The sequence below is a fragment of the Pseudarthrobacter sp. Pseusp20 genome (assembly GCF_059492155.1).
Window position 1 is genome coordinate 1,433,627 of record NZ_CP168521.1, and the last position, 18,940, is coordinate 1,452,566.

Genomic DNA, 18,940 nt, shown 5'->3' on the forward strand with positions numbered 1-18,940 from the left:
GCTGCGCGGCAGGTCCTGACACCGGTACTACTTAAGTAGTAAATTAGGTTCATGGAAGGCAAGGTCGCTGCGATGCCGGAGCTTGATGGCGTCACCCACAGATGGATGAACATCCGCGGCATCCGATTGCATATCGCTGAGGCAGGTAGCGGGGATCCCCTGGTTCTCCTGCACGGCTTCCCGCAGAACTGGTGGGAATGGCACGGCGTGATGCCCTTGCTGGCCAGACATTACCGGGTGATCGCGCCGGACCAGCGGGGTTTCGGCTGGAGTGATGCACCACAGGGCCGATACTCAGCCGGGTTGCTGGTGGAGGACGTCATCGGACTCATGGCAAAGCTTGGCATCAGCCGAGCCCGCTTCCTCACCCACGACTGGGGTGCCATCGTGGGGCAGCTACTCGCCATGCAGCGGCCTGATCTTGTTGAGGCACTCATCGTTACAGGTGCCCCCGACGTCCACATCAGGCCCAATGCCCGGCTGGTTTTGGTCTTTCCCAAGCTGTGGCACGCCTTCGCCCTGGCCGTTCCATTTATCGGCCCGCGGATTCAGCGGAGCCGGAAGGTGATGCAGCACCTCTTCACAGCATTTGAACCCGCAGGGGGGGTATCCGAGGCGGACATGAACCTCTACAGCGCAGCAGCCGCAAAGCCTGCCAGGGCAAGAGCGGGCTCGGCACTCTACCGCGGCACCATCCTGCCAGCCTTCCTGAAGATCATTTTCGGGGTGTACGGCCGGCGCGACTTCACGGTCCCCACCCTCGTCCTTGTCGGATCCATGGAACCATCGGCCACCCTGCAACGGATGGGCCACCGCCGCGGCCGGGGCGGCAACGTCACCACCGAGATCGTGCCGGGTGAGGGGCACTTCATCGCCGACCACCGGCCGGAACTGGTCTCCGGCAGAGCTATGGAGTTCTTCAGGACTCCGCGCGCTGCTTGACCCCGCGGAGCACGCCAACTTCCATGTAGTGGTGCAGCGGGTCGCCAATGAAAAGGTCGACGGCGCGTGCCAGCAGCATCGCGCCCGGAACGTTTTGGAGGGTGAAGGCCAAAGCCCGGGTGGCCATGGGAGCGTCGGGCCCGGCACCGCGCGCCGCGGCGCTCAGGTACCCCTTGCCGCGGTACCGGATGATCAACCGGGTGCGGTTCCCCGGCAGGGGCCGCAGGATGAACTGTTCTCCCGCCACCAGGTGCCGCTTGGGCTCAAGCGCGGTGACGGTCGCGTACACGCCCCCGCCATACGGTACCTTGTCGCCCACCTTGAGGTCCTGCAGTTCCGGGTGGATTCGGGTTGCAGACTGTTTGCCCTCGACGTACCGGGCATGGAACAGGGCACGCTCGACCCGGTCATGCGTGTAGAACCCGGCGCGGTAGATTCCCATCTGCACGATCCACGGCCACACGCGCTCGGGCGGGGCGTCGATGCTGATGGCCCTGGTGCTCTGGATCACCGGTTGGGGCTCAAGCTCGTCGCCGGGCAGCCGCTCCACGGCTTCCGTGCCCTCGGTTCCCCAGCGCAGCATGGCCGGACGCCACAGCAGATATGCCGTGATCTGTACGCCGAGCGACGCCGCCAGGAGCTGCAGGCGCCTGCGCCGATTAGCTCCGCCGTCCGTCCGTCGCAAATATCGCAGTCCGGCCATAGCCGCAACATGCCACGGGACCCCCGGCACGCAAAGTGCCGAAGGTCCCGCCGCCCGGGCCACGCAGAAAAGTCACGCAAACGCCCGCCGCGAGGCGTCAGGCCCGCGCCTGCAGCCCCGGCACGCCGTCGCGGATCTCAAAGGAGGCCTTCGTGGCAACGGGTGCGCCCGGCGTCGTCACGTGGTCCAGCACGCGGAAGTCCGCCGTCATGGAGTCCCTGGTGATGCGCGTGTTCACATAGCCGCGGTTGTCGTTGTAGAACTTCAGGTGCGGGTTCCAGGCCATGGTGGCGTCCGTGGTGGAGCCCGTGCCGTCACCCGTGGAGGTGATGGACGTGCACACCAGTTCCGAGCCCACTACGGGGGAGGCGGGGTCCTTGTAGTCCACCTTCACGTCGTTGGCCCAGTGGCGGTGCACATCGCCGGTGAGGACGACGGCGTTGCGCACCTTCGCGTCGGTCCATCCCTGGGTGATGCGGCGGCGGGAGGCCGCGTACCCGTCCCAGCCGTCCATGGAAACGTCGTCGATCTCCGGTGCCTTGTTCCGGTCGCGCTCGGCGAAGAAGACCTGCTGGCCCAGGATGTCCCACCGCTGCGTGGAGTTCCTGAATCCGTCCAGCAGCCACTTCTCCTGCTCGGCGCCGGTGATGGTCCGGTTTTCGGCGAGCCGCTCTGTGACGTTCTTCTTCCAGCCGTCGCCGGCAAGCTGGTCGTCCCGGTACTGCCGTGTATCCATCATGTGGAAGTTGGCGAGCTGGCCCCACTGGATGCGGCGGTAGATCTTCATGTCCGGCCCGGCGGGGAGCGAGGACGGGCGCAGCGGCATGTTCTCGTAGTAGGCCTGGAAGGCTGCGGCGCGGCGCTGCCGGAAGTGCTCCACGCTGTCGTTCAGCTGGGCGGCGTCGTGGTTCTCCGGAACGTCGTCCGCCCAGTTGTTGTCCACCTCGTGGTCATCCCACACCACCGCCCAGGGTGCGACTGCGTGCGCTGCCTGCAGGTCGGCGTCGGCCTTGTACTGGGCGTGGCGCTGCCGGTACGTCTCCAGTGTGACGGTCTCCGGGCCCTCGTGGTCACGGGGGTTCCCTCCGCCGATCACGTAGCTGCCCTTCTTGTATTCATAAAGGTAGTCGCCCAGGTGCAGTACCAGGTCCGGGTGGTCCTCTGCCAGGCGCCGGTACGCGGTGAAGTAGCCGTGCTCATACTGCGCGCAGCTGGCGAACGCCATGGCCAGCGCGGCGGGCGTCTCGTGCAGGGCAGGGCTGGTGAGGGTGCGGCCCACGGGGCTGATGTACTTGCCGGTGCGGAACCGGTAGAAGTACTCGCGGCCCGGCTGCAGGCCGCGCAGCTCCACGTGCACCGAGTGCGCGGTCTCGGTGCGTGTCTGCTCCACGCCGCGGGCCACCACCTTCCGCATGCCCTGGTCCTCGGCCACTTCCCACTGCACGGCCACCGGGCGCGACGGCATGCCGCCCAGCCCGTCCTCGGCCACCGGGTTCACGGCCAGGCGGGTCCACAGGACGAAGCCGTCCGGCCACGGCTCACCCGACGCGATGCCGAGCATGAAGGGATCGGTGCGAAGACCGGCGTCGTCCGCGGTGGAAACGGCGACGGCGGCACTTGGCAGTGCGGCGACGATGCCGGCTCCGATGCCGGCGGAGATGAGGGTTCTGCGGGAGATGTTGTCCATGGCTTCCACGCTATTTCCAGCTGTTGGACAGGTTTCGAGGAGGATATGAATGGCCGGTTAACGGCGTGACAAAACCTGTTGATGGATCCGCCGACGCTGGAGCCAGAGCGGGATGCGGCGCAGGGCCTTTGGACTCTGGCCCCGACGCGGGGTCGCAGGCAGAATGGCTCACAACCCTAAGAAGCCAGGGAAAGAGGACATCATGCCCCGCACCTCCGTCGTCACCGGCGCAGCCTCCGGCATTGGCAAAGCCACCAGGGAACTGCTTGAGCAGCGCGGCGAACGCGTCATCGGGGTGGATCTCCACGATGCCGAGGTGGTGGCCGACCTGTCCACCGCCGAGGGACGCGACGCGTTGCCGGATGCGGTGAGGAAGGTCAGCGGCGGCAGGATCGATGCCATCTACGCCAATGCCGGCCTCGCCGTTCCGGCCCCCGCCACCGTGGCCGTCAATTTTTTCGGGACGGTGGCAACGCTGGAAAGGCTCCGGCCCCTTCTGGCGGGGTCGGACGCGCCACGCGCCGTCGCGGTCTCATCGATGGCCGCCCTCCTGGCCAGCGACAGCGAGCTTGTTGCACTCCTGGCCGCCGGGGATGAACCGGCGGCCATGGCCCGCGCCGAGGTCATGGCCAAGGAACCAGCGACCACGGGCCAGCTCATCTACGCCTCCACCAAGCTGGCGCTCTCCCGCTGGGTCCGCCGCCAGGCCGCAACGGCAGAGTGGGCCGGCACCGGGATCCCCCTGAACGCGGTGGCGCCGGGCGTCATCGCCACCCCAATGACGGCGGACCTGATCGATACCGAAGAGGAACGAAGGTCGCTGCTGGAAGTGGTCCCGATGCCGCTGAACGGCATCGCCGAGCCCATTGTGGTGGCCCGCCTGCTGGCCTGGCTCAACAGCGAGGAGAACACGCACCTCTGCGGGCAGATCGTCTATGTCGACGGCGGCAGCGATGTTGTCCTGCGCGGCGACTCGGTATGGTGAGTCTCCGGGGACTCGGACTTTAGTCCCTGTTCTGGACTAACCCTCAGGCGTAGCTTGAAAGTGGTTCCCGCAACCGCGGGGCGAGCAGTCAAGGGGGCGTCATGACCAGGCCCAGGCATTCGGCACTCAGCATTCTCGGGTTCAGCAGCCTGCTGCTCCTCACGGGGTGCTTCGGCCCTCCCGCCCCGGCCCCTTCCAGCAGTTCCCCGGCCCCCAGCCCCACCGCCAGCAGCGCCAGCCCCAGCAGCGCGTCCCCAAGCACGACGGCGAGCCCCACCGCATCGGCCACCCCCACCACCCCTGCCAGCACCTCAGCCGCGCCCACCACGTCAGCCGCCGCTCCGCCGTCGTCCGCTCCTGCCAGCCCGCCGCCCACGGCGGAACCGACGCCCACCGGGCTGCCCGAGCAGGTGGCCCCGCTGACCATCTACTACGTGGCCGTGGGTGACAACGGCGTCTCCGGGCCCGCGATCGGCTGCGGTGACAGCCTGGTGGCCACCACCACGGCCCCCGTCCGCTTCACCGACCAGGTGGGCCCCAGCATCAACACCCTGCTGGCCAACAAGAGCCGCGACATCGGCCTGTCCGGCCTCATCAACGTCCTGTACCAGTCGAGCTTGACCTATCTTGGTGGCGAGTTGAACGGCAGCACCATCACCATCTGGCTTTCCGGGCAGTTCATGCTCGGCGGCGTGTGCGACATCCCACGCGCCAAGGCCCAACTGGAATACACGGCCATGACGGCATCCGGTGCCACCAGCGCGCAGGTGTTCGTCAACGGCCGTCCCATCGACGAGGTACTGAGCCTCAAGTAGCGATCCTGGGCAGAACGTACGGCAGCAGACCTGTACGCCCGGCCGAGAGTCTCACGCCATCTGCACATTCGTGCAGTTAGGGCGGTGCTGTCGGAACGGTGCCGGCTCCAAAGGCCACGGGGGCCTCGGCCGCGCTTTATAGCTACTCACCAGTAACAATGAATATCCCGGCGTGCTGGGGCCGGCCGGGTTGCGGTGGGCCGGACGCGGACCAATTCCCCGCACGTTCGTGCAGGCGGGTCCACCTGCGGGTCCAGGCTGCCTAGCATTTCTAGGACCGCACCCCGGGCACCGGCAGGCACACCGCCGCTGGCACCTCGGGCCGCGGAACCCCTGCTGACACGCGAACAAAGAGGTTTATATGTCACTGCTGAAACGCGCCCTGTCCGTTGCCGCAGCCGCCGTCCTGGCAGGCTCGCTCTCCGCGGCTCCCGCCCAGGCCGACACCCTGGACATCGCGCCGCCGGGCGCCAACGACTGGTCCTGCAAGCCCTCCGCCGAACACCCGTACCCCGTGGTCCTGGTGCCCGGAACCTTCGAAAGCATGGCGAAAAACTGGTCCACGCTTTCGCCCTACCTCAAGAGCGCCGGATACTGCGTCTTCGCCCTCAATTACGGCGAGACCAACGGCGTCTACGCAACCGCCCCGGTGGCCGACTCCGCGAAGGAACTCGCCCCGTTTGTTGATGCCGTCCGCGCCGCCACGGGTGCGCCGAAAGTGGACCTGGTGGGCCACAGCCAGGGCGGCATGATGCCGCGCTACTACATGCACCTGCTGGGCGGCGCCAAGTACGTCCACCACCTGGTGGGCATTGCGCCATCCAACCACGGCACCCAGGGCCTGATCGTGCCGCCGCCGGATGCCGTCCCGGATCCCGCCTACACCACCCTGGGCTGCGCAGCATGCGCGGACCAGCAGGCCGGGTCGGCGTTCATGCAGGAACTCAACGCCAAGGGCGATACCGTCGCCGGCCCGTCGTACACCGTGATCTCCACCGTTTATGACGAAGTGGTGATTCCCTACAACAGCCAGTTCCTGGCGGGACCGGCCAGGCAGGTCACCAACGTCACCATCCAGGACAAGTGTCCTGCCGATGTCTTCGAACACGACCAGACACCCAACGATCCCGTGGTGCACCAGTTTGTGGCGAACGCGCTGGGCCAGGCCTCCGGCCCTGCGGACCCCGCGTACCAGCCCAGCTGCCTGTAGCCCGGACCGCCTTGACCAGCCGCGCCCGGCCCCGGCACCCACGCGCCGTGCCATGATGAGAGCCAGACAGTCCCAAGGAGGTATCCGGATGGACCGCACACCTGGCGGCACGGAGGGCGGGGTGGGGCCGGGCCCGCTGCAGCATCCATTCTTTGCCCGGGCATTTGCCCGGGCCGTGGGCGGCATGGACCGCCGCGGGGCAGCCGACCACCGCCGCCGCGCCCTGGCCGGCCTGCGTGGATCAGTCATCGAAATCGGGGCCGGGGCCGGCTCCTCCTTCCCGCTGTACCCTCCCGCCGTCACCCGCGTCCTGGCCCTGGAACCCGATGACTACCTCCGGGCCCTGGCGCAGAAACAGGCCGCCACGGCCAGCGTCCCCGTAACGGTGGTTGCCGCCGCCGCAGAGAACATCCCCGCGGAGACCGGCAGCGCCGACGCCGTGGTGGCCAGCCTGGTTCTCTGCAGCGTCAAGGACCAGGCCGCCGTGCTTGCGGAGATCCGCCGCGTCCTGAGACCCGGCGGAACACTGGCCTACTACGAGCATGTCCGGTCCCGGCACCCGGTCCTGGCCAGGGCAGAAGACCTCCTGACTCCGCTTTGGGGCCGGTTCATGGGCGGATGCCACCTCAACCGGGACACCCTCGCCGCCATCACCGCAGCAGGCTTCACGATCCAGGACAACCAGCGCTTCGGCTTCGCCGTGCAGCGGCTGAACCCTCGGCTTGCCCACATCCTGGGCACGGCCACCAGCCCCGGACCGCCGGGCTGACGCGCCCCGCTGGCGCGCCGCACTGATATGTCATTGAGCGTCTGAACGCCCCGGTCCGCCTGGCCAACCTCGACCCTGGGCCCTTGGCGAGGCCACGCCGTCGTACCCTTGCCCTAAGCTAACGCCACGAAAGCAAAACGTCCGAACGGATGCGGCATGACAGAGCTCAATGTCCGGGAGCGGAGCTCCCTCCAGCTGCCGATCACTGACGCCGCGAGCCTGACATCCGGACAGACGCTTGCGCGCCTGGCCTCCGGCCCGGACGGCCTGCCGGAGGAGGAAGCCGCCGCCCGCTTTGGCAGCCTTGGCCCCAATGCCGTCCGCACGCACCGCGCCAACGCCTGGGCCGTGCTGGGCCGGCAGTTCGCCAGCCCCATCCTCATCCTTCTGCTGGTCACCGCCGGGCTGTCCCTGTTCCTGGGTGACGCAACCAACTCGATCGTCATCGGCGTGATCCTGCTGGTCAGCGTGGGCCTTGGCTTCACGAACGAATTCCGCGCGGAGCGGGCGTCCGAGGCGCTGCACGACCGTGTCACCCACCGCGCCGTGGTCCTTCGGGGCGGAACCACCAGGGAAGTGGACGTTACCGCCCTGGTGCCGGGCGACGTCGTCCATCTCTCCCTGGGTGCCATCATCCCCGCCGACATCCGGCTCCTCGCCACCAACAACCTGCTCTGCGATGAAAGCATCCTCACGGGCGAGTCCCAGCCCGCCGCCAAGGACCCCGCTCCCGTGGCCGCAGGCGCGGCACTGGGCGACCTCGCCTCCTGCGTGTTCATGGGCACGGTGATCCAGTCCGGCAGCTGCACCGGGGTTGTGGTGGCCACCGGTGGCCGGGCTGAGTTCGGCCGCATCGCGCTGGGCCTGGGGGAGAGGCAGCCGCAAACCGAGTTCCAGCTGGGACTCAGGCGCTTTTCATTCCTGCTGCTGCAGGTGGCGATGGTGCTCACCACGCTGATTTTCGTGGCCAACCTGTTGCTGCAACGCCCGCTCATTGAATCCCTGCTGTTCTCGCTGGCAATCGCCGTAGGCATCACCCCGCAGCTGCTTCCCGCCGTGGTGAGCACGTCCCTGGCCACCGGTACCCGGCAGCTGGCCAAGCGGAAAGTGCTGGTCAAGCGGCTGGTGTGCATCGAGGACCTGGGGGACATGGACATCCTGGTCACGGACAAGACCGGCACCCTGACGGAGGGGCGGATCAGTTTCACCAGCGCGCTTCCGGTGACGCAGGACGTTTCCGAAGACGACCTGCTCACTTTGGGCCTGCTCGCCACGGAGGCCGACTACTCGGAAGGAAATGCAGCCCCGGCAGGGCAGAACCCGCTGGACGCCGCCCTCTGGGACAGCCCCGGCGCCGCCGCCTTTGAACCGAAGCGTCATCAGCGCCTGGACATGATCGGCTTCGATCACCAGCGCCGCCGCACCACCGCTCTGGTCCGTGAAGACGGCGGCCCCGCCCGCCTGGTGACCAAGGGCGCCCCCGAGGACGTCCTCGCCCTGTGTGGGCCAACCCCACCCGCGGTGCAGGCGCTATTGGACGATCAGTTCGACGCCGGCTCCCGGGTGGTCGCCGTGGCAACCCGTCCGGCTGCAGACCTGGAGAAGCTGGCCCCGGCTGATGAGCATGGGCTGACGCTGGCCGGGTTCCTCGTTTTCCTGGACCGGCCCAAAACCAACGCCAGGCAGTCCCTGGACCTGCTGGAGGCCCTGGGTATTTCGGTAAAGATCGCCACCGGGGACAACGCCAAGGTGGCGGAGAAAGTCTGTGCCGACCTGGACGTGATCTCCGGCGGCACCCTCACCGGTGCCCAGGTTGAGCAGATGTCCGACGCCGACCTTGCCGCCGCCGTGCGGACAGCCACTATCTTTGCGCGCGTCTCGCCCGAACAGAAAGCGCGCATCATCGGCCTGCTGCGCCTCAGCGGCGGCTCCGTGGGCTTCATGGGCGATGGCGTGAACGATGCCCTGGCACTGCACAAGGCGGACATCGGCATCTCCGTCGACACGGCAACGGACGTTGCCAAGGACGCGGCCGACGTCGTCCTCCTGGACAAGGACCTGGGAGTGCTGGCGGACGGCGTGATGGAGGGGCGGCGGATCTTCGCCAACACCATCAAGTACGTGCTGATGGGCACGTCCAGCAACTTCGGCAACATGTTCAGCGCGGCAGCAGCCTCCGTGGTACTGAGCTTCCTGCCCATGCTGCCGGGCCAGATCCTGCTGAACAACCTGCTGTATGACTCCGGGCAGCTGGCTATTCCGGGGGACCGGGTGGACAAGGAGCAGCTGCGGGCGCCGTCCCACTGGGACATCGCCTTCATCCGCCGGTTCATGCTTCTCTTCGGGCCCATCAGTTCGCTGTTCGACTTCGCCACCTTCGCCCTGATGCTGTTCGTGTTCACCGCTGCGCCGGGGGAGTTCCGGGCCGGCTGGTTCATCGAATCCATTGCCACCCAGACGCTGATCATCTTCGCCATCCGCACACGGCGTGTTCCCTTCCTGCGCAGCCGGCCGTCAGCCGGCCTGATTGCCGCGTCGCTCGGCGTGGTGGCGCTGGGGATCTTCCTGCCGCTCTCGCCGTTGGCCGGCCTGCTCGGCTTCGACCCGCTGCCTGTGCCGTTCTTCCTGGCCCTGCTGGGCATGGTGGTGGTGTATCTGGTCCTGGTGGAACTGGCCAAACGATGGTTCTTTGCCCGCAGCGCCCAGCAGCTGCCCGCCCCGCCACCTCCCGTCAAGCGCCGGCACGCCACGCACCACATCGCCCGCAGGGCCTCGAGGTACAGCATCCCGGTCAAGGTCCCCAAGCCCGCGGTCCCCTCAGGCGTGCCCAGGCTTGGGCGGAGCAAGGCGCGGCAGGAGAGATCTGTCCGTAACCCATAACCCTTGTGGCGACGCCGGGGTTAGCATGGAGGAGAGAGAAGCTGGGGCTTTCGCTGAGATGTTCAAAGCAGGGTGATGAAGGCCGCCTTGGATCATGCTGTTCGAACTTTGGGGTGTACTCTCATGTGGCGTGAACCGATCAGGCGGCGGACCCGGGAACTTCTGCGGGAGTTCGTAGAACGGGCTGATGACCTTGTCCGGGCACAGGAACACGTTGAAGGCCTGCTCGGTGCAGTGGTGTCCCTGACCGAAGACCTCAGCCTGGAAGCGGTGCTTGACCGGGTGGTGCAGTCTGCTTGCGAACTGGTGGGAGCGCGCTACGGGGCTCTGGGCGTCATCGGTGATGACCAGCAGCTCAGCCACTTCATCACCGTAGGCATTGATGACGAGGGAGCCCGCCTCATCGGTGACCTTCCAACCGGCCACGGAGTGCTTGGCGAACTGATCCGCGAACCCAAACCGCTGCGGCTCCACGATCTCGGCGAGCTTCCCATTGCCGTCGGTTTCCCCGCCAACCACCCGCCGATGAGCACGTTCCTGGGTGTTCCGGTCCGTGTCCGGGACGAGGTCTTCGGGAACCTGTACCTGACGGAAAAAATCGGCGGCCAGGATTTTTCGGGTGAAGACGAAGACCTGGCAGTAGCCCTGGCTTCTGCTGCCGGCGTGGCCATCCAGAACGCTAAGTTGTTTGATGACAGCAAGCGGCGCCAAAAATGGCTTGAGGCGGGCATGGAGGTCAGTGACTGCCTGAAGGACCGGCCACGCTCGGATACCGAAAACCTGGACATGATCGCGGAACGGGCCGTTAAAGCCTCCGCTTCGGTCCTGGGGGTAATCGCATCCGCGGGCGGGGACGGAACCGTCAGGTGCCGTACATCGGTGGGCGTGCAATCGATGCCTGGCGGGCAGGAATTGCCAGCCTCTGACGTGTTATCCGAAGTCCTGGAAAGCGGGGAGTCCAGGGCGCTGGCAGACCCGTCCCTGGTATTCGACCATGAGCTGGCAGAGAAACTCGGGCCGGTCCTGGTTGCCGCCCTGGGAAGCAACAGTGACGGACACCGGGACAGTGTGCTGATCCTGGCCCGGGGGACCGTTGGAAGCCGCTACACGGACGTGGATGTTGAGCAGAGCGCCGTGTTTGCCTCGCGGATCGGCCTGACGCTGGACCTGCTCAAGGCAAACCAGCTGCGGGAAGAGCACGCGTTGTTCATCGACCGCGAGCGGATTGCGGCGGACCTGCACGACCTGGTCATCCAGCGGCTGTTCGCAGCCGGGTTGAGTATCCAAGGCCTGCGCCGCTACACCTCCGACACCGTTGCCCATGAGCGCCGCATCGCCGATATCACCACTGAACTGGATGACTGCATCCACCAGCTCCGCGACACGATTTACTCACTGCAGGCCAGGAAACCCGACCGGGAGCTCCTCAGCGGCCGCGTCCTGCGCGCCGTGCAGGAAGCAGCCAACGCCGGTGGCTTCCTGCCAAGGATCCAGCTCTCGGGCCCAGTGGATGACATCGTGGACGAGGACGTGGCCGAACAATTGTTGCCGGTGCTGTCTGAAAGCGTCAGCAACGCCGTGCGGCACTCGGGCTCTGAAGAAATTTACGTCCTCCTCGCCGTTCAGGACGGCGACGTGGTCCTCACCGTCCAGGACCATGGCTGCGGATTTGCCGATCCCGGCCGGATCAGCGGATTGAACAACATGAAGAGCCGGGCCAGCCGGCTGGGCGGGACCTGCACCATTGAGAGCGCCCCCGGCCAAGGCACCAGCGTGACCTGGCGGGTGCCCCTTCCGGCCTGACGGCGGCGTGCCCTCTCAGGACAGCATTTCCCACGCGCGCGGGATGGGAGCCGGGATCAACGGGCTGCGGCGTCGGAATCCCAACTTTTGCAGTACCGAGGACACAGTGCCAACCACCGCATCTTCGGGGAGCACCAGCTCCTGGCCGATCTGCCGGTTTGTCAGGCCGCGGGCCATGAAGGCAAGCACGTTCCGCTCCCTCCCTGTGAGGCCTTGCAGCCAGGAGGCAGAGGCGGCTGCGTACAGGCTTTCGGCAACCCTTTCCCGGACCTCCGGCCGGAACAGTGATGCGCCGGCGGCGGCACAGCGGATGCTGTCCACCAGATCTTTGTTGTTGCTCACCTGCTTGAGGACGTACCCGGACGCGCCCGCCAGCACCGCCGCCCGCACGGCATGCTGTTCGTCCCAGCCGGTCAGGATCAGGCATCGGACCCCGGGGGCCGTGGCGCGGAGGTCGCGGCAGACCTCGATCCCGGTTCCGTCCGGCAGCCTGTCGTCCAACACAGCGATATCGGGTTTCAGGCTGGGGATCAGGCGCCGGGCCTCTGCGGCCGATCCGCTCTCTCCGGCAATCGTGAACCCATCATTTTCGAGCAGGTCCTTCAGGCCCCGCCGCACCAGTTCATGGTCATTGAGGATGAAGATCCGGGCGGTCCCGGCTGGGGACTGAAAGACATCCCGGGGTTCTGCGGGTGTTTCCATGACGACGCTCTCATTGATTCGACGCCCTCCCCGGCTGCCCGTCTGATGCAGCCGCCCCGGTCGGAAGGATCCTCGTTCAATCATTTCGCGTCCCTCTGCTGTGCCAGCAGGGCCAAAAGTCCGTTCCTGATTCGTCACCAGCCGAAGCCACGGGGAGCCAATGGCCCGGCTGCCTCCTGAAGTTGGCGAAGGGCGCTGCAGCCAGAGCACCTCATGGTGTCTCCGGCCCCCTTTGCCCTGACCCACCGGTGCGATTCCTCCAGCCGGTACTCGAGCCAGCCCGAAAGCTTTTGCAGCCGGTTGAGTGCCACGCTGGCTTTCTCCCAGGAACTCCAGCGTCCCACGACGGCACCGTTGTCCTTGAAAATGATGTTGCACCCCCCATCGCCAATTTCCGCTGGGGCCTGGCCGCCAGGCGCTTCCTGACCGTACACGGCCCTGTACTCTTCAGAAGTTGCCACGGTGCCTCCCTGATCAGGCAGCTTTGGTTTGCGGGCGGGCGAGAAACGCCTCCAATGACTGGAGGGTGATGGTTGCGTCAGTGAAGGCCGGGCTGCCATGCGGGTGCAGGCGCTCCAGCAGGCCACCGTTGTAGCGGAGGCGGCGGAGGGCGGTGGACACGGCACGGATGGCGTATCCCAGGTCGCCCCGGTGCCGGAGCAGCGCGAGCGTCATGCCCTGCATTGATGCCAGTGCGACAGCAAGCACGTTTGCGTCCAGCTGCCGGCCCGCGGCCCGGTGACGGCGCAGCTGGGCGGCAAACCCGTCCCAAACCTCCCGGGCCGCAATCCGGGCCACTTCCGTCCGCGCATCCTTCTCCGCCAAACCGCGGCCCACCAGGTCCGCATGAAGGCATTCGAACCTGCTGCTGAGTTCCCCGGCCCTCCCGCCGGCTTCGCTGCCCGGGGATGTTGAGGGTTTGAAATTGGCAGGATGCAGGAGCATCGCCCGACGGCGGGAGGCGTCCTCCCGCGACAGCCGCGCGGGCCCCAGTGGCGCTTTCAGGGCGGGACGGAGCGTGCGGATGTCAGGCATGCTGGTCCTTTCAAAATGCAGCGAGCTTGCAGCATGTGCCTGCGGGGGCATCATCTGCGGTGACATGCGGTAATGCCTCAGCGGCAAGGGAAGTGTGTGCAAGTGAACTGTGTGCAAGGGAACTGGGTCTCAGGGGAGGGGCGTCAGGGGGAAAGCCACTCCGGCCTCGCAAACCTGAGGACCCGGACGGCGCCCCTACAAGGATGCCAAGGGTCTGGGCTCCCGCTGTAGGGCTGAAAGTCCCGGCATGGGGGAGGACGGGTACGGATTCCCGCGTGGAAGGTTTGGAGGTTTGGTTCCCTTGGAAGGCGGGGGCTTTGTGCCCTGTTTCCGGTTGCGGGGCCGGCCCTAGCCTGAAATCAGCAGGGCGGCGTAAGGCCGCCTGCCGGATCCGGGAGGCACACGGTGAAATCGGCGAACGCAAGCATTATTGCAGGCCTTGTCCTTATTGGGCTGGGTGGGCTCTTACTGCTGGACCGGCTCGGCGTCATGGACACGGCAGCTTTTGTCGCACCGCTGATCTTCGCGGCCATAGGGGTTTTGTTCCTGTCCCTGTTCGTCCAGCGCCGGGAGAACTGGTGGGCGGCCATCCCCGGGTCCGTGTTCCTGGGCCTGGCAGCGGTCATCACCACCACGCAGCTCACCAACGGCGCATGGGGTGCATCTTTCCTCTTCCTCTTCATGGGTGGCGGGTTCGCCGCCGTGTTCCTCCGCGAGCGCACCAACTGGTGGGCCCTGATCCCGGCGGGCGTCATGTTGACGCTTGCTGTCATCGTGGCACTCCCGCAGGAACTGCAGGGCATGCCGACCGCGGCCGTCCTGTTCCTGGGCCTGGCAGCCACCTTCGGCGCGCTCTCCCTGGTCCCGGTCCGTAGCTCCGGGCACGCTGCCGACCACCCCAGCGAAAGGATGAGTTGGCCGCTGATCCCCGCGGCGGTCCTGACGGTCATGGGTTTGATCTTTGCGCTCCAGGCCACGGTGGTGTTCATTTCCCTGGACTTCGCCTTCCCGGCCATCATGATCCTGGCGGGAATCACGCTGATGGTCTACGCCTACGTCGCCCACCGCGACGGACGGCAGAAGACGCACGGCCCCGGGCCCCGGGCAGGCTAAGGGGCCCAGGCAAACGAAGCGGCAGGTGCTGGCGGACCTGCCGCCCTAGCCCCCGCCGGTTCGCACCTGCCGGTCAGCGCCGTTCCCTGGTCGGGCTACCGTGCCCCGGCCTGGGCTTCCGCCGTCGCCTTGATGCTGGCCAGGAGTTCGGTCTGGCCGCGCTCGCCCATCTTCATGACCAGGGCGTCAACTGCCGCTTCCGCCATGTTCCGCGGAACCACGTCCGATCGCATGCTGAGCCGGGTCCAGCCGTTGGCAGGGGCCACTTCCACCGTGAACACCGGGCCAAGGGCGGCCTTGGAAGTGAAGTGCTCATTCCGGGTGAACTCGGTGTACTCGTGCGTTGTCTTCAGCGGGATGCCAAGGACTTTCCAGGCCGCCTGGAAGGTGGTTCCCACGCCCTCGGGGGTGGTCTTCAAATCCGTGATCTGCACATCCGGGCCCAGCCAGACACTTGGGTCGCGGACCAGTTCGAAGACCGCCGGCAGCGGGGCATCGATGATGACGGACCCGGACCACGTCAGGTTCTGGGTGAATTTTGCCTCGCTTTCGGGGGTCGTCTTCATCCCTGTTTCCACCAGGCTTTTGACGTTTGCCGCCATACCCTTGATGTCGGCCTCCGTCCACCGCGCAAACAGGGCCTGGGCCGGCACCCGGACCACGGGCGCCGGGATGTCCAGGCTCTCCTCGACCGTCAGTTCGGTTCCGTCATCCACCGGCTCCAGCGTGAAGGTGAGGGTGGGCCCCACGGACGTTCCGGAAACGATGCGCTTGTTCGGAACCACTTCCCGGTACTCGTGGGTCACGTGCATGGGCAGGCCCCACATCTTGGCGGACCAGCGCGCCGAGGTGCCGTTGCCCTCGGGTTTGATGTCCAGCTGGGTGACGTCGCTGTCCCCGGGGAAGGCCTTCATCCAGTTCGCGGGGTCGCTCAGGAAGGAGAACACCCTGTCCACGGGGGCCTGGATCCTAATGCTCCAAATAACGTTCCTGGTCATTTTCCATCTCCTTTTCGGCAAGCGCCGGGGTGCCCTGCACTTGTCTCTCCAGTGCAGTCCCTGGGGGAGGGCAGAAACAGGGGAAAAGGTCCCCGTCTGCAGCTAGGAGGCCGCCTCCGCCCGGGTCCAGTGCCCACGCAGCAGTGCGGCGACCCTCTGCGGCTCAGCCCGGTGCGGGGGGTCGAAATGGTGGCGGCCCGGGAAGACTTCCAGCCGGTAATCGGAAAAGACGCGGGCCAGCCGGGCGGCGTTGTCGCCCTGCTCGTCCGGACTGCTCATGCCGCCCAGCACAAACAGCACAGGTTTCGTGAAGGAGGCAAGGCGGCCGCGGTCCAGGTTATAGGTGTTGAACGCCTGGAGGAAGGCGTTGATGCCTGCCGGCCGCTTGGCCATCCACGGCGGCGGCGGGCCGGGCGGCGGTGCCGGCAGGACGGCGTCGGGCTTTACCTGCAGCCTCATGAAGGCCGGCATGAACTCGTCCTGCGGCAGGGCGGACAACTGGCCGTAACGCTGCCACAGTTCGGTGTGGGCAGGGCTCCAGTCCCAGTTTCCCGCCCAGGCCGGCTCAAGCAGCGCCAGGCTGCGGAGCCGTCCGGGATGTGAGGCGGCGAGGGCCAACGCGGCAGCTCCGCCGCCGGAATACCCCACCAGGTGGAAGGTGTCCCAGCCATGGGCGTCGGCCTCGCGGAGCACGCCGTCCGCCTCTGCATCCAGGCTCCATCCCGGCGGCGGCGTATCCCCGGCGTAGAGCTCCAGGTCCTTGGCGATGGCGTCCACTCCGGGTCCCAGGACCTGCAGCAGCGCGCCGTAGGCGGGGCCGGCGGGAAGGACGCTGCCGGGAAGCAGGATCACGCGGAGCGGTTCCATGGCATTGTCTTTCGCCGGCGCCGGTCAGCGGCGCGCTGCCAGATGTCCGGTCACGTACTCGGCGTCCGGGCCCGCCCCCACGAGGGTGGCGGAGATATGGCGCGTGAGCCAGGGGAGCCCGACGGCGTACAGGCCCGGGTGCTCCGTCACGCCTTTCGTGTGGCGCGGGTAGTTCCATTCGTCCAGGAGGGGAAGGTCCAGCATGCTGAAGTCCAGCGCGTAGCCCGTGCACCAGATGATGGAGGTGATCCCTTCCGCCTTAAGGTCCAGCCGGGCGCCTGGCTCTGCGGGCAGCCAGTGGTCTTCCTCCGGCACGTCCGCCTCCGGAGCGTCGATCCCGGCAGCCTTGATGTACGCATCGGACAGCCGTCCCAGCCGCTGCCCGAACCCTGCCTCAACCAGTGCCAGGCGCTCGGCGAGGTCGTCGGTGAAGACGAGGACACCGTCGTCGATTCCCTCGAACCGGCCGTGCAGCCGGACGCCGCGGCGTCCCAGTTCACGCAGGTGCACGCTGTGGCCGCCGTCGTTGCCGGACAGCAGCGGATTGCACATGAAGCGCCCGGCGGGGGAGGGCAGCCCGTCCACCTGGAGCGCGTTGATGCCGTACTCCGGGCCGTGGACGTTCACCTCCACGATCCAGTGGAAGATGTCCTGCCCCCGGTACCGCCGGGGCGCCTCCGGGCAGCTGGACACGGACAGGTGCACGGTGCGGCCGGCGTCCAGCAGGTCCTCGGTAATCTGGCCGCCCGATTGCCCGGTGCCCACCACCAGCACCGCACCCTGCGGGAGCTGGGCGGGGTTGCGGTAGTCGTGGCTGTGCAGCTGCAGGACTTCGGGGGAGAGGCCGACGGCGGCAGGCGGGGTCCGTGGGCGCTGGAAGGCGCCGCTGGCCAGCACCACGTTCCGGGCGGCCCACGTGCCCCGGTCCGTTTCGAGGGTGAACCCGGCATCCGCCGGGGCGATCCGGGTCACCGTCGTGTCCAGCTCCACCGGGGCATGGATGTCCCGGGCGTAGCGGCGGAAGAAGTCGATGGTGGCGTCCCGGGCGATGAACCCGTCCGGTTCCGGTCCGTCGTAGGGCTTCCCCGGCAGGGAGACTGAAAAGTTGGGGGTGTTCAGGTAGAAGGAATCCCACCGGTCCTGCCAGGCGCCGCCCAGGCCGGGCCGCTGCTCCAGGATCCGGTGTTCCACGCCACGCTGCGACAGCCAGTAGCTCGTGGCCAGGCCTGCCTGTCCGGCGCCCACTACCACCGTGTTGGTCTCATGGCGGGAAACCGCGGGGGCGGACATGGCTACTGCGCCGCCTTTGAGGTCCTGGAGGCACGGGCTTTAGGTTCCTTGGGCCCTTTGGGCGGCAGGGACGCGACGTAGTCCAGCGCCTTCCCGGCCCAGGCCCGCGCCCGGGTGTCATCGCCGTCGCCCTCTTCATTCCACATTTCCGGCAGCCCGGTGTAACCGCCCATGGGCCGCTCGGCCGGCCCGAACGGCACGGTCCGCTCGGACGACTCCAGCACCTCCTTGTCCTTCGGGGAGAGCTTCACGCCGATGGTGGAACCGAACAGCCCGGCGAACATGTTGCCGTTGACGAACGCGCCAAGGTTGCCGAACATCGGCTTCACCACCACCCCCGGATGGTCGGGAACCACGCGCCGGAACCGCTCTTTGTCTTCCTCGGTGGCTTTGGGCATCTCCATGGCTTCATCTCCCGGTGGCAGGGTGTATCCGCAGGATCTGGATGCAGGATATGCCTATTCGGAGGCGGGGTCGAGGGTCCGGGATGCATGCGCCCAGCCGGCAATAAATCCCGTCCTGAGCAGGTCAAACTTCCCGGCGGAGTGCTATATATAGCTCAAGGCAACTATTTTGTGGCTGCCCCGCCAGGTCGCATGGATCCGGGATTGTCCCGGGGGCTGGAGGCAACGGTGCTGAACACGCCGGCCTCCGCCCCGGCTGCAGGAAGCCGGTGCCGCCCGGCCAACCGTCCCGCCGCCGCACCCCGGCTCGCGTTCGTTGCCCTCGCCGCGCTCGCCCTCCTCACCGGCTGCAGCGGCGGCACCAGCCAGTCGGTGGCCACCGCCGTGAAGGACAGCTCCTCCGCGGTGGCCACAGCCCGGATCGCGCTCCGGCAGGATATGGACGGCAAGCTGACCCGCGCCGCCACCTCCACCGCCCTCGACGATGAGCTAAAAGAAGTCCAGGGGAGCCGGAACACCGTCCTCAACCTCTCGCCGGCAACGCAGGAGGACCGCGAAACCCAGAAGCGGGCACTGGACGTGCTGGACAACTGCGCCGCGGGGTTCGCCGTGGCGCGCGCCGCCCTGGCAGGGAACGACGGCGGCGCCCCCTCCCTCGCGGACGGTGACAAGGCGCTCGCGGACGCGCAGGACGCCCTGAAGCAGCTCGAAGGCAAGGTGGGGTCACAATGAGGGCG

The 18,940-nt window shown here is 67.2% G+C and carries 19 protein-coding genes; 9 read left to right on the plus strand and 10 right to left on the minus strand.

Annotated elements, in window-relative coordinates:
- The first annotated feature begins 51 nt into the window (after window positions 1–51).
- Entirely contained in the window at window positions 52–942 is an 891-nt protein-coding gene (locus ACEN9K_RS06750) for an alpha/beta fold hydrolase (protein WP_495635433.1), read from the plus strand.
- On the opposite strand, the gene ACEN9K_RS06755 is transcribed toward ACEN9K_RS06750, so the two are convergent.
- Both ACEN9K_RS06755 and ACEN9K_RS06760 read right to left on the minus strand, forming a co-directional pair.
- The gene (locus ACEN9K_RS06755; RefSeq protein WP_495635434.1) at window positions 920–1,645 is read right to left on the minus strand and encodes a hypothetical protein; all 726 of its coding nucleotides are present in this window, start codon (window positions 1,643–1,645) and stop codon (window positions 920–922) included. The genes ACEN9K_RS06750 and ACEN9K_RS06755 overlap by 23 nt on opposite strands.
- Before the next feature lie 97 nt (window positions 1,646–1,742).
- On the minus strand, window positions 1,743–3,332 hold the full coding sequence (locus ACEN9K_RS06760; protein ID WP_495635435.1) for an alkaline phosphatase D family protein: 1,590 nt from the start codon (window positions 3,330–3,332) through the stop codon (window positions 1,743–1,745).
- Window positions 3,333–3,534: 202 nt separating this feature from the next.
- Between ACEN9K_RS06760 and ACEN9K_RS06765 the strand changes: the two genes are divergently transcribed.
- The gene (locus tag ACEN9K_RS06765; RefSeq protein ID WP_018770428.1) at window positions 3,535–4,317 is read left to right on the plus strand and encodes an SDR family oxidoreductase; all 783 of its coding nucleotides are present in this window, start codon (window positions 3,535–3,537) and stop codon (window positions 4,315–4,317) included.
- A gap of 88 nt (window positions 4,318–4,405) precedes the next feature.
- Here ACEN9K_RS06765 and ACEN9K_RS06770 read toward each other — a convergent pair whose 3' ends face one another.
- Window positions 4,406–4,744, minus strand: coding sequence for a hypothetical protein (locus tag ACEN9K_RS06770; protein ID WP_142068197.1), 339 nt, complete (start codon window positions 4,742–4,744; stop codon window positions 4,406–4,408).
- Between ACEN9K_RS06770 and ACEN9K_RS06775 the strand changes: the two genes are divergently transcribed.
- The 5 genes from ACEN9K_RS06775 to ACEN9K_RS06795 all read left to right on the plus strand — a co-directional run bounded on the left by ACEN9K_RS06775 (window position 4,728) and on the right by ACEN9K_RS06795 (window position 11,794).
- The gene (locus ACEN9K_RS06775; protein WP_056393347.1) at window positions 4,728–5,132 is read left to right on the plus strand and encodes a GerMN domain-containing protein; all 405 of its coding nucleotides are present in this window, start codon (window positions 4,728–4,730) and stop codon (window positions 5,130–5,132) included. The two genes, ACEN9K_RS06770 and ACEN9K_RS06775, sit on opposite strands and share 17 nt — an antisense overlap.
- Before the next feature lie 361 nt (window positions 5,133–5,493).
- Complete coding sequence (locus ACEN9K_RS06780; RefSeq protein WP_495635436.1) at window positions 5,494–6,342, plus strand: esterase/lipase family protein; 849 nt, start codon at window positions 5,494–5,496, stop codon at window positions 6,340–6,342.
- 88 nt (window positions 6,343–6,430) lie between these two features.
- Complete coding sequence (locus ACEN9K_RS06785; protein WP_495635437.1) at window positions 6,431–7,111, plus strand: class I SAM-dependent methyltransferase; 681 nt, start codon at window positions 6,431–6,433, stop codon at window positions 7,109–7,111.
- A gap of 156 nt (window positions 7,112–7,267) precedes the next feature.
- Entirely contained in the window at window positions 7,268–9,991 is a 2,724-nt protein-coding gene (gene mgtA / locus ACEN9K_RS06790) for a magnesium-translocating P-type ATPase (protein ID WP_495635438.1), read from the plus strand.
- 123 nt (window positions 9,992–10,114) lie between these two features.
- Window positions 10,115–11,794: a GAF domain-containing sensor histidine kinase gene (locus ACEN9K_RS06795; RefSeq protein WP_495635439.1), complete on the plus strand. Its 1,680-nt coding sequence runs from the start codon at window positions 10,115–10,117 to the stop codon at window positions 11,792–11,794.
- A 15-nt stretch (window positions 11,795–11,809) separates the two neighbouring features.
- Here the strand turns inward: ACEN9K_RS06795 and ACEN9K_RS06800 are convergent, their stop codons facing one another.
- From ACEN9K_RS06800 to ACEN9K_RS06810, 3 genes are all read right to left on the minus strand, one after another.
- A complete protein-coding gene (locus ACEN9K_RS06800; RefSeq protein WP_495635440.1) occupies window positions 11,810–12,496 on the minus strand; it encodes a response regulator in 687 nt (228 codons plus the stop codon).
- A 134-nt stretch (window positions 12,497–12,630) separates the two neighbouring features.
- Window positions 12,631–12,957 carry a hypothetical protein gene (locus ACEN9K_RS06805; protein ID WP_235509873.1) on the minus strand — a complete coding sequence of 109 codons (327 nt, stop codon included), beginning with the start codon at window positions 12,955–12,957 and terminating at the stop codon, window positions 12,631–12,633.
- A gap of 13 nt (window positions 12,958–12,970) precedes the next feature.
- Window positions 12,971–13,531, minus strand: a complete 561-nt coding sequence (locus ACEN9K_RS06810) for a hypothetical protein (protein ID WP_495635441.1) — start codon at window positions 13,529–13,531, stop codon at window positions 12,971–12,973.
- 405 nt (window positions 13,532–13,936) lie between these two features.
- Here ACEN9K_RS06810 and ACEN9K_RS06815 point away from each other — a divergent pair, with 405 nt between their 5' ends.
- Window positions 13,937–14,644, plus strand: a complete 708-nt coding sequence (locus tag ACEN9K_RS06815) for a hypothetical protein (protein ID WP_056393356.1) — start codon at window positions 13,937–13,939, stop codon at window positions 14,642–14,644.
- Between the two features lie 95 nt (window positions 14,645–14,739).
- On the opposite strand, the gene ACEN9K_RS06820 is transcribed toward ACEN9K_RS06815, so the two are convergent.
- The 4 genes from ACEN9K_RS06820 to ACEN9K_RS06835 form a co-directional block, all read right to left on the minus strand.
- A complete protein-coding gene (locus ACEN9K_RS06820; RefSeq protein WP_495635442.1) occupies window positions 14,740–15,642 on the minus strand; it encodes an SRPBCC family protein in 903 nt (300 codons plus the stop codon).
- Between the two features lie 102 nt (window positions 15,643–15,744).
- Window positions 15,745–16,509 (minus strand): alpha/beta fold hydrolase, encoded by a 765-nt coding sequence (locus ACEN9K_RS06825; RefSeq protein ID WP_495635443.1) that lies wholly within the window; start codon window positions 16,507–16,509, stop codon window positions 15,745–15,747.
- A gap of 24 nt (window positions 16,510–16,533) precedes the next feature.
- On the minus strand, window positions 16,534–17,799 hold the full coding sequence (locus ACEN9K_RS06830; RefSeq protein WP_495635444.1) for a flavin-containing monooxygenase: 1,266 nt from the start codon (window positions 17,797–17,799) through the stop codon (window positions 16,534–16,536).
- A gap of 2 nt (window positions 17,800–17,801) precedes the next feature.
- Window positions 17,802–18,203 (minus strand): TfoX/Sxy family protein, encoded by a 402-nt coding sequence (locus ACEN9K_RS06835; protein ID WP_495635445.1) that lies wholly within the window; start codon window positions 18,201–18,203, stop codon window positions 17,802–17,804.
- A gap of 192 nt (window positions 18,204–18,395) precedes the next feature.
- Here ACEN9K_RS06835 and ACEN9K_RS06840 point away from each other — a divergent pair, with 192 nt between their 5' ends.
- Window positions 18,396–18,935 carry a hypothetical protein gene (locus ACEN9K_RS06840; protein ID WP_495635446.1) on the plus strand — a complete coding sequence of 180 codons (540 nt, stop codon included), beginning with the start codon at window positions 18,396–18,398 and terminating at the stop codon, window positions 18,933–18,935.
- Window positions 18,936–18,940 lie beyond the last annotated feature (5 nt).